This window comes from Actinomycetospora lutea (assembly GCF_028737205.1).
Classification (GTDB): domain Bacteria; phylum Actinomycetota; class Actinomycetes; order Mycobacteriales; family Pseudonocardiaceae; genus Actinomycetospora; species Actinomycetospora lutea.
The window spans coordinates 111,687-125,292 of record NZ_JAQZAL010000002.1 but is presented as its reverse complement, the minus strand read 5'-3'; the positions used below and the strand labels follow the sequence as shown (position 1 = coordinate 125,292).

The 13,606-nt window shown below is 74.1% G+C and carries 15 protein-coding genes and 1 tRNA gene; 10 read left to right on the top strand and 6 right to left on the bottom strand.

All coding sequences use genetic code 11. The features are described from left to right. Positions 1-217 precede the first annotated feature (217 nt). From htpG to PHK61_RS03200, 3 genes are read left to right on the top strand one after another with little or no spacing between them, the layout of a single operon-like run. The gene (gene htpG, locus PHK61_RS03210) at positions 218-2,071 is read left to right on the top strand and encodes a molecular chaperone HtpG (protein WP_274279516.1); all 1,854 of its coding nucleotides are present in this window, start codon (positions 218-220) and stop codon (positions 2,069-2,071) included. Then, a complete protein-coding gene (locus PHK61_RS03205) occupies positions 2,068-3,108 on the top strand; it encodes an LLM class flavin-dependent oxidoreductase (protein WP_274279515.1) in 1,041 nt (346 codons plus the stop codon). The genes htpG and PHK61_RS03205 overlap by 4 nt, the downstream gene beginning before the upstream one ends. 5 nt (positions 3,109-3,113) lie before the next feature. Next, the gene (locus tag PHK61_RS03200) at positions 3,114-3,545 is read left to right on the top strand and encodes an MOSC domain-containing protein (RefSeq protein WP_274279514.1); all 432 of its coding nucleotides are present in this window, start codon (positions 3,114-3,116) and stop codon (positions 3,543-3,545) included. On the opposite strand, the gene PHK61_RS03195 is transcribed toward PHK61_RS03200, so the two are convergent. From PHK61_RS03195 to PHK61_RS03185, 3 genes are all read right to left on the bottom strand, one after another. Beyond that, positions 3,532-4,488, bottom strand: a complete 957-nt coding sequence (locus PHK61_RS03195) for an endonuclease/exonuclease/phosphatase family protein (protein ID WP_274279513.1) — start codon at positions 4,486-4,488, stop codon at positions 3,532-3,534. The genes PHK61_RS03200 and PHK61_RS03195 overlap by 14 nt on opposite strands. Before the next feature lie 63 nt (positions 4,489-4,551). Next, positions 4,552-5,265 (bottom strand): VOC family protein, encoded by a 714-nt coding sequence (locus PHK61_RS03190; protein WP_274279512.1) that lies wholly within the window; start codon positions 5,263-5,265, stop codon positions 4,552-4,554. Positions 5,266-5,369: 104 nt separating this feature from the next. Continuing rightward, positions 5,370-5,453 (bottom strand) — tRNA-Leu (locus tag PHK61_RS03185). Positions 5,454-5,517: 64 nt separating this feature from the next. On the opposite strand from PHK61_RS03185, the gene PHK61_RS03180 reads away from it, so the two are divergent. Together PHK61_RS03180 and PHK61_RS03175 are read left to right on the top strand one after the other, a co-directional pair. After that, positions 5,518-6,834 (top strand): M20/M25/M40 family metallo-hydrolase, encoded by a 1,317-nt coding sequence (locus PHK61_RS03180; RefSeq protein ID WP_274279511.1) that lies wholly within the window; start codon positions 5,518-5,520, stop codon positions 6,832-6,834. Between the two features lie 2 nt (positions 6,835-6,836). Continuing rightward, a complete protein-coding gene (locus PHK61_RS03175) occupies positions 6,837-7,841 on the top strand; it encodes an NADPH:quinone oxidoreductase family protein (RefSeq protein ID WP_274279710.1) in 1,005 nt (334 codons plus the stop codon). Here the strand turns inward: PHK61_RS03175 and PHK61_RS03170 are convergent. Continuing rightward, positions 7,838-8,470: a maleylpyruvate isomerase family mycothiol-dependent enzyme gene (locus PHK61_RS03170; protein WP_274279510.1), complete on the bottom strand. Its 633-nt coding sequence runs from the start codon at positions 8,468-8,470 to the stop codon at positions 7,838-7,840. The genes PHK61_RS03175 and PHK61_RS03170 overlap by 4 nt on opposite strands. Before the next feature lie 67 nt (positions 8,471-8,537). Between PHK61_RS03170 and PHK61_RS03165 the strand changes: the two genes are divergently transcribed. Beyond that, the gene (locus tag PHK61_RS03165) at positions 8,538-8,972 is read left to right on the top strand and encodes a MarR family winged helix-turn-helix transcriptional regulator (protein WP_274279509.1); all 435 of its coding nucleotides are present in this window, start codon (positions 8,538-8,540) and stop codon (positions 8,970-8,972) included. A gap of 9 nt (positions 8,973-8,981) precedes the next feature. Here PHK61_RS03165 and PHK61_RS03160 read toward each other — a convergent pair whose 3' ends face one another. Next, complete coding sequence (locus PHK61_RS03160; protein WP_274279508.1) at positions 8,982-9,227, bottom strand: DUF5703 family protein; 246 nt, start codon at positions 9,225-9,227, stop codon at positions 8,982-8,984. Positions 9,228-9,326: 99 nt separating this feature from the next. Beyond that, complete coding sequence (locus PHK61_RS03155; protein WP_274279507.1) at positions 9,327-10,334, bottom strand: aldo/keto reductase; 1,008 nt, start codon at positions 10,332-10,334, stop codon at positions 9,327-9,329. 101 nt (positions 10,335-10,435) lie between these two features. On the opposite strand from PHK61_RS03155, the gene PHK61_RS03150 reads away from it, so the two are divergent. The 4 genes from PHK61_RS03150 (at position 10,436) to PHK61_RS03135 (ending at position 13,546) form a co-directional block, all read left to right on the top strand. Beyond that, positions 10,436-11,284: an undecaprenyl-diphosphate phosphatase gene (locus PHK61_RS03150; RefSeq protein ID WP_274279709.1), complete on the top strand. Its 849-nt coding sequence runs from the start codon at positions 10,436-10,438 to the stop codon at positions 11,282-11,284. A gap of 10 nt (positions 11,285-11,294) precedes the next feature. Next, entirely contained in the window at positions 11,295-12,029 is a 735-nt protein-coding gene (locus tag PHK61_RS03145; RefSeq protein ID WP_274279506.1) for a histidine phosphatase family protein, read from the top strand. A 70-nt stretch (positions 12,030-12,099) separates the two neighbouring features. Further along, the gene (locus tag PHK61_RS03140) at positions 12,100-12,669 is read left to right on the top strand and encodes a DUF3090 domain-containing protein (RefSeq protein WP_274279505.1); all 570 of its coding nucleotides are present in this window, start codon (positions 12,100-12,102) and stop codon (positions 12,667-12,669) included. Positions 12,670-12,763: 94 nt separating this feature from the next. Continuing rightward, positions 12,764-13,546, top strand: coding sequence for an SCO1664 family protein (locus PHK61_RS03135; RefSeq protein WP_274279708.1), 783 nt, complete (start codon positions 12,764-12,766; stop codon positions 13,544-13,546). Positions 13,547-13,606: the final 60 nt, after the last annotated feature.

The following is a 13,606-nucleotide window of genomic DNA, read 5'->3' as shown; positions in this document are numbered from 1 at the left end:
GCGGATCATGCCGCCGCGGCCGTCGCCGTCGCGATGCTCGCGAGACCGCGTCCGGGTCGGCCTCGAGGGCGTGCCGTCCACCCGCAGCACCGTCCTCCACCCCGCGAGCACGAGGGCGAGGCGGGCGGCACCACGGGGTCGGACGGCCGGCCCGGCGGGCCCGGTCGCGGCGGTCGATATCCTGGGCGGGAACGGCCACGCACCAGGGAGAGGACGCATGAGCGAGACGATCGAGTTCCAGGCCGAGGCCCGTCAGCTGCTCCAGTTGATGATCCACTCGATCTACTCGGACAAGGACGTCTTCCTGCGCGAGCTGATCTCCAACGGATCCGACGCGCTGGACAAGCTGCGGCTCGCCTCGTACCACGACAAGGACCTCGAGGTCGACACCTCGGACCTGCGCATCGAGCTGGAGCAGGACGCCGAGGCCCGCACGCTGACCGTCCGCGACAACGGCATCGGCATGACCCGCGACGAGGTCGTCGAGCTGATCGGGACGATCGCGAAGTCGGGCACCGCCGAGATGCTCGCGCAGATGCGCGAGGCCCAGGACGCGCAGCAGGCCGAGGACCTCATCGGCCAGTTCGGCATCGGCTTCTACTCGAGCTTCATGGTCGCCGACCGGGTCGAGATGGTGACCCGCAAGGCCGGCACCGACGAGGGCGTGCACTGGGAGTCCACCGGCGAGGGCACCTACACCCTCGAGCCGGTCGCGGACGCCCCGCAGGGCACCGCCATCACGCTGCACCTCAAGCCCGAGGACGCGGAGGACAGCCTCCACGACTACGCCAGGCCCGAGACCGTGCGGCGCATCGTCAAGCGCTACTCGGACTTCATCACCTGGCCGATCCGGCTGGTCACGAGCGAGTCGGCCGAGGACGGCGACACCGAGCCGATCAACTCCCGCCAGGCGCTGTGGGCCCGGCCGCGCTCCGAGGTCACCGACGAGGAGCTCACCGAGTTCTACCGCCACGTCAGCCACGACTGGCAGGAGCCGCTGGAGACCATGCGGCTCTCGGGCGAGGGCACGTTCGAGTACCAGGGCCTGCTGTTCCTGCCCTCGCACGCGCCGATGGACCTGTTCATGCGCGAGGCCCGGCGCGGCGTGCAGCTCTACGTCAAGCGCGTGTTCGTCATGGACGACTGCGAGGCGCTCGTCCCCGAGTACCTGCGCTTCGTCAAGGGCGTCGTCGACGCGGCCGACCTCTCGCTCAACGTCTCCCGCGAGATCCTCCAGCAGGACCGCCAGATCCAGGCCATCCGCAAGCGGCTGGTCCGCAAGGTGCTGCAGACCGTCGCCGCGCTGCAGGAGAACGAGCCCGAGAAGTACGCGACGTTCTGGCGCGAGCTCGGCCGGGCCTTCAAGGAGGGCCTGCTCACCGACCCGGACAACCAGCAGGCGATCCTCGCTGCCAGCGCGTTCCCGTCCACCCACTCGCCGGACGGGACCACGACGCTCAAGGCCTACAAGGAGCGCATGCCCGAGGGCCAGGAGTCGATCTACTACCTCACCGGCGCGTCCCGGGCGAGCATCGAGAACTCGCCGCACATCGAGGCGTTCCGCGCCAAGGGCTACGAGGTCCTGCTGCTCACCGACCAGGTCGACGAGGTCTGGACCGACGCCGTCAGCCAGTTCGACGGCACCCCGATGGCCTCGATCGCCAAGGGCGACGTCGACCTCGGCGAGGGCGACGACAAGCCCGAGGGCTTCGACGACCTGCTGACCTGGATGGGCACCGAGCTCGCCGACGACGTCAAGGAGGTGCGGCTCTCCACGCGCCTGACGAGCTCGCCGGCCTGCCTCGTCGGCGACCCCGGCGACCTCTCGCCGACCCTGGAGAAGATGTACCGGGCGATGGGCCAGGAGCCGCCGGTGACCAAGCGGATCCTCGAGCTCAACCCGCAGCACGCGCTGGTCAGCGGCCTGCGCGACAAGCAGGAGGCCGGCGAGGCGGACCCCGACGTCGCGCGGCTGCTCTACGGCATGGCGCTGCTGGCCGAGGGCGGCGAGCTCAAGGAACCGACGGCGTTCGTCAACACCCTGGCCGAGCGACTGCAGAGGACCCTGTGACCGAGCCCGTCCTGCTGGGTGTCGACAGCTTCGTCGCCCGCGTCACCGACCCCGCCACCGAGCGGGTCATCGGCCCGGAGGAGCGCTTCGAGCACCTGCTGGAGGAGATCGCGCTGGCCGACCGCGTCGGCCTGCACTCCTACGGCATCGGCGAGCACCACCGCAGCGAGTACTTCGACGCCGCGCCGCCGGTGATCCTCGCGGCCGCGGCGGCGCGCACCCAGGACATCCGCCTGCGCAGCGCCGTCACCGTGCTCTCGGCCGCCGACCCGGTGCGGGTGTTCCAGGAGTTCGCGACGATCGACCTGATCTCGCGCGGCCGGGTCGACCTGGTCGTCGGGCGCGGCTCGTTCACCGAGGCGTTCCCGCTGTTCGGGCTGGCGTTCGAGGACTACGACGACCTGTTCACCGAGAAGCTCGACCTGCTGCTCAAGATCAACGAGTCGCCGGTCGTGACGTGGTCGGGCCAGCACCGCCCGGCCCTGCGCGAGCAGCCCGTCTACCCGCGGCCCAGCCAGGAACGGCTGCCGATCTGGGTCGGGGTCGGCGGCACGCCCGAGTCGTTCGCCCGGGCCGGGCTGCTCGGGCTGCCGCTCATGATCGCGATCATCGGCGGGGAGCCGCGGCAGTTCGCCCCGCTCGTCGACCTCTACCGGCGCGCGGGCGAGCACGCCGGCCACCCGCCGGAGGCGCTGCGGGTCGGCCTGCACTGCTTCGGGTTCGTCGGGGACGACGTCGCGAAGGCGACCAACGCCTTCTACCCGGGCTGGCAGGAGATGTTCACGCAGGTCGCCGCGGAGCGCGGCGGGATGCCGCCGACCCGCCGCGCGTTCGACGCGATGCGCGGCCCCGACGGCGCGTTCTTCGTCGGCGACCCCCAGACCGTGGCCGAGAAGGTCCTGCGGGTCTCCGAGCAGCTCGGCGGCGTCGAGCAGATCAACCTGCAGATGACCAACCCGCGCCTGTCCCACGCCGACCTGCTGCACTCGATCGAGCTGCTCGGCACCGAGGTCACCCCGCTGGTGGCGAAGGGCTGACCTCGGTGAGCCGGGTGGCGGCGCTCTACGTCGCGCCGGAGCGGAAGGCCCCGATGAGGTCGGTGCCGCGGGTCGAGGCCGAGGCCGGACGCGGGCTGGTCGGCGACCGCCACCACGGCACCCGGCACCGCCACGTCTCGGTGCAGAGCCGTGACGATCTCGCCGCCGCGTCGGAGGCCTTCGGCGCCCCGGTGCCCGAGGAGCTGACCCGGCGCACGCTCACGCTCGACCACGGCACGGTCCCGACCGAGCCCGGCGCGCGGCTGGTCGTCGGTGAGGTGGTGCTCGAGGTCGTCCGCCGCGCCGCCCCCTGCCGGGTGATGGACACCGAGATCGGGCCCGGTGCCGCCCGGGCGCTCCACGACCGCGGCGGGGCGATCTTCCGCGTGCTGACCTCGGGCACGATCGCGGTGGGGGACGAGGTCAGGGCGGGCTGATCGCGCAGGGCCCGACGGTGGCCGCGATGGCGTCGTGGTCCGATCCGGGCAGCTCGATGCGGTGCGCGCCGTCGCCGCACCAGCCGCGGCTGACGAACAGGTGGTCGATGCGCAGGAGGAAGGCGCGCCACTGGGTCACCGATGTCGGTCCGGCCCAGCCGTCGCGCACGGCGTCGACGAGGTCCGCGTCGAGCAGGCGGTAGTCGCGCGCCCGGTCGGTGGAGTTCAGGTCGCCCGCCACGACCACCGGACCGGGCTCGCGGGCCACCCGCGCGGCGAGCGCCTCGACCAGCCGGTGGTGCTCGGCCGGCGTCGACTGGTAGCCGAAACCACCGGTCCACCACGGGCGCGGGACGTGCAGGCCGTACAGCACGAACGGCGTCGGCGCGTCGACGGCCGCCCGCACGCCGGGGAAGCCGGGGCTCGGCGGGTCGAGCAGGCGGAGGGGGAAGCGGCTGTAGACGCCGACGGCGGGCGTCCCGCCGGCATCGAGGTGGTAGCGGTGGGTCGCGGCGAGGGCGGCGTCGATGCGCCGGTCGTTCTCGACCACCACCAGCACGTCGGCCCCGGAGGCCTGCAGCGCGGGCAGCGTCGCCGTCGTCGCGGTGACGTTGGCGCTCGCGACCGTGATCCCCGCGCCGGGGCGCACGGTGCCGGCGTCCTGCGGCGTCCAGGGCCCGACGACGGCGACGGCGGCCGCGAGCAGCACCGAGACCGCGGTGGGCAGGCCCCACCAGGTCCCGCGGCGCCGGCTGAGCACCAGGGCCCCGAGCGCCGCCAGGACCGCCAGGACGGGGAGCACGATGGCGAGGACGTCGCCGACCAGCGCCAGCTCGTCGCGCAGGGGGAACCAGGCCCACGGCAGCGCCGCGAGGAGCAGCCAGAGCCAGGGGGAGGAGCGGGTCGGGCGAGGCGGCACCACCACGACGGCGTCCCGCTCCACGTTCGGCCCTCCCCGGCGCAGCCCGCCCCCGACCGTACCGATCCGGAGGCCCCGGGCGCCGACTCAGGCGATCTCGAGCACCCCGAAGCGGGCCCCGCCCGGGTCGGTGAGCGTCGCGTGCCGCCCGCGGGGGCCGCTGTCGACGGGGGCCACGACCTCCCCGCCGGCGTCCTCGGCGGCACCGACGGCGGCGTCGGCGTCGTGCACCGCGAACACCGGCAGCCAGTGGGGGAGCGCGTCGCCGGCGAGGCCGAGCCCCGCGAGCGGCCCGTCACCGGCGTCGCCGGCGAGGTGGCCCGGCCCGGCGCCGTCCTCCGCCCAGCGCCAGCCCAGCAGCTCGCCGTAGAAGGTGCGCGTGGTGCCCGGCTCGGCCGACGCGGCCTCCGCCCAGCAGAGCCGGCCGGGCCCCGGCGCGGGCACGTCGTGGTCGGACTCCCACAGCCCGACGACCGCGCCGCCGGCGTCGAGGGCGACGAGGAGGCGCCCGCCGCCGAGGTCGTCCTCGGGCCCGTGCAGCACCTGCCCGCCGAGCTCCTCGAGGCTCGCCGCCGCCGCGTCGACGTCGTCGACGCGCAGGTACACCGTCCAGGCCGGCGGGGCCGCGACGCCGGGGGAGCCGAGCGCCGCCACGGCGTGCTCGTCGCACCGCACGATCCGGTGCTGGTGCTCGGCGACGACCCCCTCGCCCACCGACCACCCGAGCACCGCGGCGTAGACCGCCGTCACCGTCCCCGGATCCTCGACGTCGAGCTCGGCGAAGTACGGCGCCCCGGTCATGGTGCGCAGTCTGCCCGGGACGTCGACCGAGGCCCTGGAGGCCCCGGAGGACCCACCGGGACGGGGTCCGCGCGCGCGGGCGCGACACGGAATGCGAGGAAGGGTGTCCGAGGGGGGACTTGAACCCCCACGCCCTACTAGGGCACTAGCACCTCAAGCTAGCGCGTCTGCCATTCCGCCACTCGGACTTGCGTGACGACAGCGTAGACGACAGCGCGCAGACCGATCACGGTGGGTGGCAGGATGCGACGCATGGGTCGTGCCGAGGACGAGGTCGTGACGCTGACCAGCGAGCTCATCCAGATCGACAGCCAGAACACCGGTGACCTCGCGACCACCACGGGCGAGGCCGAGGCCGCCGCGTACGTGGACGCGAAGCTGCGCGAGGTCGGGTACGAGACCGAGGTGATCGAGTCCGGCGCTCCCGGACGCCACAACGTGTTCGCCCGGCTCGCGGGCGCCGACCCGGACCGGCCGGCGCTGCTGGTGCACGGGCACCTCGACGTCGTGCCGTTCGACGAGAGCGAATGGTCGGTCCACCCGCTGTCGGGCTCGGTGCAGGACGGCTACGTCTGGGGCCGGGGCGCGGTGGACATGAAGGACATGGACGCGATGATCCTGGCGCTGGCGCGCCAGTTCGCCGCGGAGGGCACGGTGCCGCCGCGCGACATCGTGTTCGCGTTCCTCGCCGACGAGGAGGCGGGCGGCGCCTACGGGTCGCACTGGCTCGCCGAGCACCGTCCCGACCTGTTCGAGGGCTGCACCGAGGCGCTGGGCGAGGTCGGCGGGTTCTCGCTGACGCTCGGTGAGGACGTGCGCGTCTACCCGGTGATGACCGCGGAGAAGTCGATCGCCTGGATGAAGCTGCGCGTCCGGTCGCGCCCCGGGCACGGGTCGATGGTCCACGACGAGAACGCCGTGACGATCCTCGCCGAGGCCGTCGCCCGGCTGGGCCGCCACCGGTTCCCGCTGGTGCTCACCGAGTCGGTCCAGGGGTTCTTCGACGAGATCACCGAGCTGACCGGCATCGAGTTCCCCACCGATTCGGCGGCGGCCCTCGACGGCGCCGTCGCGAAGCTCGGCGGGGTCGCCCGCGTCGTCGGTGCCACCACCCGCGACACGGCGAACCCGACGATGCTGCAGGCCGGCTACAAGGCCAACGTCATCCCGTCGGTGGCCGAGGCGACCGTCGACTGCCGCGTGCTGCCGGGCCGTCAGGAGGCCTTCGAGCGGGAGCTCGACGAGCTGCTCGGCCCGGACGTCGAGCGCGAGTGGATCCGCAACCTCGAGGCCGTCGAGACCTCCTTCGACGGCGACCTGGTGGACGTGATGACCCGGGCCGTGCAGGAGGAGGACCCGCGGGCGCACACGCTGCCCTACATGATGTCGGGCGGCACCGACGCCAAGGCGTTCGTGAAGCTGGGGATGCGCTGCTTCGGGTTCGCGCCGCTGCGCCTGCCCCCGGACCTCGACTTCACCGCGCTCTTCCACGGCATCGACGAGCGGGTGCCGGTCGACGCCCTGACCTTCGGCACCCGGGTGCTCGAGCGCATCCTGCTGCGCGCGTGAGCATGCGGGCCTGGCGCGTGCCGCGCTACGGGCCGTTCGCCGAGGTGCTGGAGGTCGCCGACGTGCCGCGCCCGGAGCCCGGGCCGGGGGAGACCCGGGTGCGGGTGGCGGCCGCGGCGCTCAACTTCGCCGACATCCTGCACTGCGCCGGCGAGTACCAGGAGCGGATCCCGCCGCCGTTCACGCCGGGCCTCGAGGTGGCGGGCACGACCGACGACGGCCGGCGGGTGTTCGGCCCGGTGTCGCTGCCGCACGGCGGGTTCGCGCAGGAGGCGCTGCTGCGCACGACGTGGCCGTGGCCCGCGGGGATGAGCGCCGCGCAGGCCGCGGGGTTCTTCGTCTCGTACCAGACCGGGTGGTGCGCGCTGCACCACCGCACGTCGCTGCGGGCGGGGGAGACGCTGCTCGTGCTCGCCGCCGCGGGCGGGGTCGGCCTCGCCGCGGTGCAGCTGGGCCGCGCGGCCGGGGCGCGCGTGATCGGCGTCGTGGGTGACGAGGCGAAGGCGTCCGTGGTCCGCGACGCGGGGGCCGAGGTGCTGGTCGCACCGGGGGACACGGCTCCTCGGGGCGAGCACGCCGAGCGGGGAGCCGGACCGTCCGGGACGGACCTGGTGGCCGCGGTGCGCGAGCTGACCGACGGGCGCGGTGCCGACGTCGTCTACGACCCGGTCGGCGGCGACTCCTTCGACACCGCCCGCCGCGTGGTGGCCTGGGAGGGCCGGCTGCTCGTCATCGGGTTCGCCGGCGGGCGGATCGCCGACGCCCCGACCAACCACGCGCTGGTGAAGAACTACGCGGTGGTCGGCGTGCACTGGGCGGCGTACCGGGAGCGGGCCCCGGAGCTCGTCGCGGCGTGGCAGCGCGAGATCGAGGCGCTGTGGGAGCGGCGGGCGATCGACCCGCTCGTGGGCGCCGAGTACGCCTTCGACGACCTGCCGACCGCGATGGCGCAGCTGCAGGCGCGCCGGACGACCGGTCGCGTGGTGCTGCGCGCCCCGGACCGTTAGCCCGCGGCGATCCGCGGCACCCCGGCCCCCCGGAGGCCCGGGAGCGCGGCGTCCCTTCGCCCGGTGAGCAGGAGCAGGAGATCGCGGACCGGCCCGCGCACCGGGGCGCCGCGCCCGCGCACCCAGTCGGTGTCGGTGGCGGAGAGCTCCAGCCCCCGGAACCGGCGGCGGGCCCAGAACGGCCAGCCCATGCGCCACACGCGCTCGGCACCCTCGCGAGCGGCCTCCCGCGGCACGGCGACCTCGAGGCCGAGGGGCACCGCCACGTCCTGGACGTGCACGAGCGTGTCGAAGAGCAGGTTGTCGACGGTGGTGATCGCGGGCCGGCGACGGCTGGAGGCGACCGCCCGCAGCTCGTCGGCCAGCGCCGGTCCGAGCCGCTCGGCGTGGGCCACCGCCATCGCCCGGTTGACCTCGTCGAAGTCGCCGCGGGCGCGCACGGCGGCCACCAGGATCCCGGCCACGCCGGGGGAGCGGGGGGTCAGCGCGACGTGCGCGGCGACGTCGCGGATCCGCCAGCGCGCGCACAGCGAGGGACGGTCGAGGTCCGCGGGCGACGCACCCGCCAGCAGGTCGGCCAGCACGAGGCGCTGGGCGGAGATCGTTCGCCACTTCTCGTCGAGGTCCATCGGGCACTCCGTCAGGGAGACTGACCAAACATGTCAGATTCTCTTACCATCTTCTACGCTGGTCAACATGCCCGAGGACCTCAACACCGGACTGCTGCTCTTCCTGCCCTACCGCGCGATGGAGACGCGGGTCCTCGAGGAGCTGGCCGCGGCCGGCTTCGACGACCTGACGCCGTCCCAGGCACGCGTGTTCCAGCGCATCGCGCCGGGCGGGAGCCGGCTCAGCGACCTGGCCCGCCAGGCGGGGATCACCAAGCAGAGCACCGGCTTCCTCGTCGACCAGCTGGAGCGCCTCGGCTACGTCCGCCGCGTGCCCGACCCCGACGACGGGCGGGCGCGGCTCGTGCAGATCGCCGACCGGGGGCGCCGCGGGGTGGAGGCGTCGCGCGCGGTCGTGGCCCGGGTGGAGGCCGAGTGGGAGGCCCACCTCGGCAAGCGCCGGATGACGCAGCTGCGCGACATCCTCGCCGACCTGCGCGAGATCACCGATCCCTGGCGGTGAGGCCGGGACCTAGGTGGCGAGACCGGCGACCAGCGAGCGGGAGAGCCGGCGGCGCAGCCACACCTTCCGGCTGCCGTCGGCGTAGAGCAGCGTCCGGGCGAGCTCCCAGCCCCCGAACTCCGCGCGGATGCCGAGCTGGACCGTCGCGGAGATCCGCGTGACGTCCGGGGGCAGCCGCACGGGCTGGTACTCCCAATCCCCTTCGACCACCGGCGCTCCGACGAGCGCCCCGCCCTCGCTGCCACCAGCGTTCACGAGCCGACCACCTCCGGGACACCTGACCCAGCCGCACCACCGTACGCACAGCGACACACCCCGCGCACCCGTCGCGGTGCCCGGTCGTCCGGCGGTGGATCACTCCCAGGGCGGGACGTCGGGCTCCTCGGCGCCGTCGTCGAGGACCGAGGTGCCCGAGGGCCCGGACGGGGAGCTGACGTCGTCGAGCGCCCCGCGGATCGCCGAGGGCAGGACGAGCTCCTCGGCGGCGAGCGAGCCGAGCAGCTGGGCGCCGTCCCGGGCCCCGACGACGGGGGCCACGACGCCCGGCCGGTCGCGGACCCAGGCCAGCGCCACGGCCAGCGGCGAGGTGCCGAGCCCGTGGGCGGCGGTCACGACGGCCTGCACGATCCGGGCGGTGCGCTCGGTGCGGTGGCGGTTGACGTAGCCGGCGAGGTGCTCCGAGGCGCCGCGGGAGTCGGCGGGCACGCCCTCGCGGTACTTGCCGGTGAGGACCCCGCGCCCCAGCGGGCCCCAGGGCATCAGCCCCAGCCCGTGGTGCTCGGCGGCCGGGAGCACCTCGGTCTCCACCGACCGCTCGAGCAGCGAGTACTCCGACTGCACCGACACCAGCGGCAGCGAGGTCAGCGCCTGGCGCGTCGCCGCCGACGCGACCTGCCAGCCCGCGTAGTTCGCGATCCCGGCGTACCGGGCGCGCCCGGTGGTCAGGGCCACGTCCACCGCGGCGAGCGTCTCCTCGAGCGGCACGTCGTCGTCCCACTCGTGCAGCTGCCAGAGGTCGACGTAGTCGGTGTTCAACCGGTCCAGCGAGTCGTCGAGGGCCGCGAGCAGGGCGCCGCGCGAGGCCCCGCCGCCGAACGGGCCGTCGTCGCGCCGGGCGCCGGCCTTGGTGGCGACCACCACCTCGTTGCGCGGGATCACGTCGTCGAAGAGGCCGCCGAGGATGCGCTCGGCCTCGCCGCCCGAGTAGACGTCGGCGGTGTCGACGAGCGTGCCGCCGGCGTCGAGGAACGCCAGCAGCGACGCGCCCGCCTCGTCGGCGTCGGTGTCGCGGCCCCAGCTCATCGTGCCCAGGGCCAGACGCGAGACCCGCAGCCCGCTCGTGCCCAGGCGTCGCTGCTCCACGGGGAGGGAGCTTACGAACAGGTCACGGGACAGCCCCGGGGGGCACGCCGAGCCGAGACCCGAGGGGGCTACCGTCCGTCGCCGTGACAGCCGGCGCGCCGATGGGATGGCTCGAGGCGGTGGTCCTCGGCATCGTGCAGGGACTGACCGAGTTCCTGCCCGTGTCGTCGTCGGCCCACCTGCGGATCACCTCGGCGTTCTTCTTCGGCAACGACGCGGGCGCCGCGTTCACCGCGGTCACCCAGCTCGGCACCGAGACCGCCGTGCTCATCTACTTCTTCTCCGACATCTGGCGCCTGCTCCGGGCGTGGTTCGTGGGGCTGGCGCGGCGCGACGAGCGCGGCTACGACTACAAGCTCGCCTGGTACGTGATCCTCGGCTCGATCCCGATCGGGGTGATCGGTCTGCTGTTCGAGGACGCGATCAAGGGCCCGGCCCGCAACCTGTACCTCAACGGCACCGTGCTGATCCTCGGCGCGCTCGCCCTGGCCGCGGCCGAGCACTACGGCCGCCAGCGCCGCGGGCCCGACCAGCTCACGCTGCGCGACGGGCTGGTCATGGGCGGGGCGCAGGCGCTGGCGCTGATCCCCGGCGTCTCGCGCTCCGGCGGCACGATCACCGCGGGCCTGTTCCTCGGCCTCGAGCGCGCCGTGGCGGTGCGGTTCTCGTTCCTGCTGGCCCTGCCGGCGGTCTTCGCATCCGGGCTGACGCAGATCCCCGACATCCTCGACCCGACCGCCGCCGACACCCAGGGCGCGCTCGTCGTGTTCCCGAGCATCCCGCAGATGATCGTCGCGACGCTCATCGCCTTCGCCCTGGGCTACGCCTCGATCGCCTGGCTGCTGCGGTTCGTCGAGAACCACACCATCTACGTCTTCGTCTGGTACCGGGTCCTGCTGGGGCTGGTCGTCCTGCTCGCCGTCAGCAACGGGGTCGTCGCCGCCACGTAGGGTCGACCGCGTGACGACGGTGATCCTGCTGCGGCACGGACGGTCCACGGCCAACACCTCGGGCGTGCTCGCCGGCCGCACCCCCGGCGTCGGTCTCGACGACCACGGGCGCGCGCAGGCCGAGAAGCTCGTCGACCGGCTCGCCGAGCTCCCGCTGGCCGCGGTCGTGACCTCGCCGCTGCAGCGCTGCGAGGAGACGCTCGCGCCGCTGCTCACCGCGCGCGGCCTCGGGGCAGAGGTCGAGGACGACCTCGCCGAGGTCGACTACGGCGACTGGACCGGCCGCAAGCTCGGCGACCTGGGCAAGGAGGACCTCTGGAAGGTCGTCCAGGCCCACCCGTCGGCCGCGGTCTTCCCCGGCGGGGAGGGGCTGGCCGCGATGCAGGCGCGGGCCGTCGCCGCGATCCGCCGCCAGGCCGCGCGCATCGGCGCCGAGCACGGCGAGAAGGCGCTGTGGGTCGCCTGCAGCCACGGTGATGTGATCAAGGCCGCGGTCGCCGACGCCCTGGGCCTGCACCTCGACTCGTTCCAGCGGATCGTCATCGACCCGTGCTCGGTGAGCGTCATCAGCTACACGCCGACGCGCCCCTTCGTGGTGCGGGTCAACGACACCGGCGGCGACCTGTCCGCGCTGGTCCCGAAGCCGGACTCCGAGGCCGGTGCGGAGGGGGAGGAAGCACCCCCGGCGACCGACGACGCCGTCCCCGCGGAGGCCACCGTCGGGGGGTCGACCGGAGTACCATGAGGGTTCCGCCGACGCCGGAGGACACCGTCCTCCAGCGGTGCGCTGCCCGGAGTCCTACGATCGAGATGTCATGCCCAGGGTGATCCACGTCTTCCGCCAGCCCGACCGGTTCGTCGCCGGCACCGTCGGGCAGCCCGGCGAGCGCTCCTTCTACCTCCAGGCCACCGAACAGGCGCGGAAGGTGAGCGTGCTGCTCGAGAAGCAGCAGGTCTCGGTGCTCTCGGAGCGGATCGGCACCCTGCTCGAGGAGGTCTCGCGGCGCTTCGGGGCCGAGGTCCCCGTCACCGTGCCCGAGGACGAGGTCGACACCTCGCCGCTCGAGGTCCCGGTGGAGGAGGAGTTCCGGGTCGGCACGATGGGCCTGGGCTGGGACGCCGAGTCGCGCAACGTCGTCGTCGAGCTCCTCGCGGTCACCGAGGAGGAGATCGACGAGTCGGTCGTCCTCGACGACACCGACGAGGGTCCCGACGCCCTGCGCGTGTTCCTCTCGCCGGCCGGGGCGCGCGCGTTCGCCACGCGCGCCGAGCGGGTCGTGGGCGCCGGGCGCCGCCTGTGCCCCCTGTGCACCCAGCCGCTCGACGCCGCCGGCCACGTGTGCCCGCGCCAGAACGGCTACCGCCGCGTGACGACCCCCGAGTAGGCGCGTGGACCGGGAGACGAACGGCGCGGGGCCGCGAGACGCGGAGCGCAGCGGAGCCGGACCATCTGGTTCGGACCAATCCACCGAGGACGCCCTGGAGCTGCTGCTCCACGGCCGGATCGAGGTGGAGGGCCGCCTCACCGAGGCGTCCAACACCACGCTGCTGTGCTCGATCTCGACCAACGGGGTCGAGGAGCGCTGCGTGTACAAGCCGGTGCGCGGCGAGCGCCCGCTCTGGGACTTCCCGGACGGCACCCTCGCAGGCCGCGAGGTGGCGACGTTCCTGGTCAGCGAGGCCGCGGGCTTCCGCGTGGTGCCGCCGACCGTGCTGCGCGACGGCCCCTTCGGGCCCGGCATGGTGCAACGCTGGATCGAGACCGACGACGAGCGCGAGCTGGTCGACATCCTGGCCCCGAAGGACGTGGACGAGAACTGGCGCACCGTGCTGCGCGCCCGCGGCAGGGACGGCGACCCCGCGCTGCTCGTCCACGCCGACGACCCGGCCCTGCGGCGGATGGCCGCGCTCGACGTCGTGGTCAACAACGCCGACCGCAAGGGCGGGCACGTCCTCGCCGGGATCGACGGCGGCGTCTACGGCGTCGACCACGGCATCTGCCTGCACCGCGAGGAGAAGCTGCGCACGGTGCTGTGGGGCTGGGTCGGCGAGCCGCTGACCGACGACGTCGTCGACGGTCTGCGCAGGCTGCGCGCCGCGCTCTCGCCGGGCAACGCCGCCGGGCTGAACGACACGCTGCACGAGCACCTCACCCGCGCCGAGGTCAACGCGCTGCGCTCGCGGATCTCGCGGCTGATCGACGCGAACGAGCTCCCCGCGCCCGGCGGCCGGTGGCCCCCGATCCCGTGGCCCGCGTTCTGACCCCACCCACCCCGTGTGCGCGGAATTCCCGGCTGTCGCCGGGAATTCCGCTCACATTGC

Coding starts and splice junctions, on each gene's coding strand:
- htpG (WP_274279516.1), top strand. CDS start 218: ATGAGCGAGACGATCGAGTTCCAGGCCGAGGCCCGTCAGCTGCTCCAG.
- PHK61_RS03190 (WP_274279512.1), bottom strand. CDS start 5,265: ATGACCGGGGCGCCGTACTTCGCCGAGCTCGACGTCGAGGATCCGGGG.
- PHK61_RS03180 (WP_274279511.1), top strand. CDS start 5,518: ATGGGTCGTGCCGAGGACGAGGTCGTGACGCTGACCAGCGAGCTCATC.
- PHK61_RS03175 (WP_274279710.1), top strand. CDS start 6,837: ATGCGGGCCTGGCGCGTGCCGCGCTACGGGCCGTTCGCCGAGGTGCTG.
- PHK61_RS03170 (WP_274279510.1), bottom strand. CDS start 8,470: ATGGACCTCGACGAGAAGTGGCGAACGATCTCCGCCCAGCGCCTCGTG.
- PHK61_RS03165 (WP_274279509.1), top strand. CDS start 8,538: ATGCCCGAGGACCTCAACACCGGACTGCTGCTCTTCCTGCCCTACCGC.
- PHK61_RS03150 (WP_274279709.1), top strand. CDS start 10,436: ATGGGATGGCTCGAGGCGGTGGTCCTCGGCATCGTGCAGGGACTGACC.
- PHK61_RS03140 (WP_274279505.1), top strand. CDS start 12,100: ATGCCCAGGGTGATCCACGTCTTCCGCCAGCCCGACCGGTTCGTCGCC.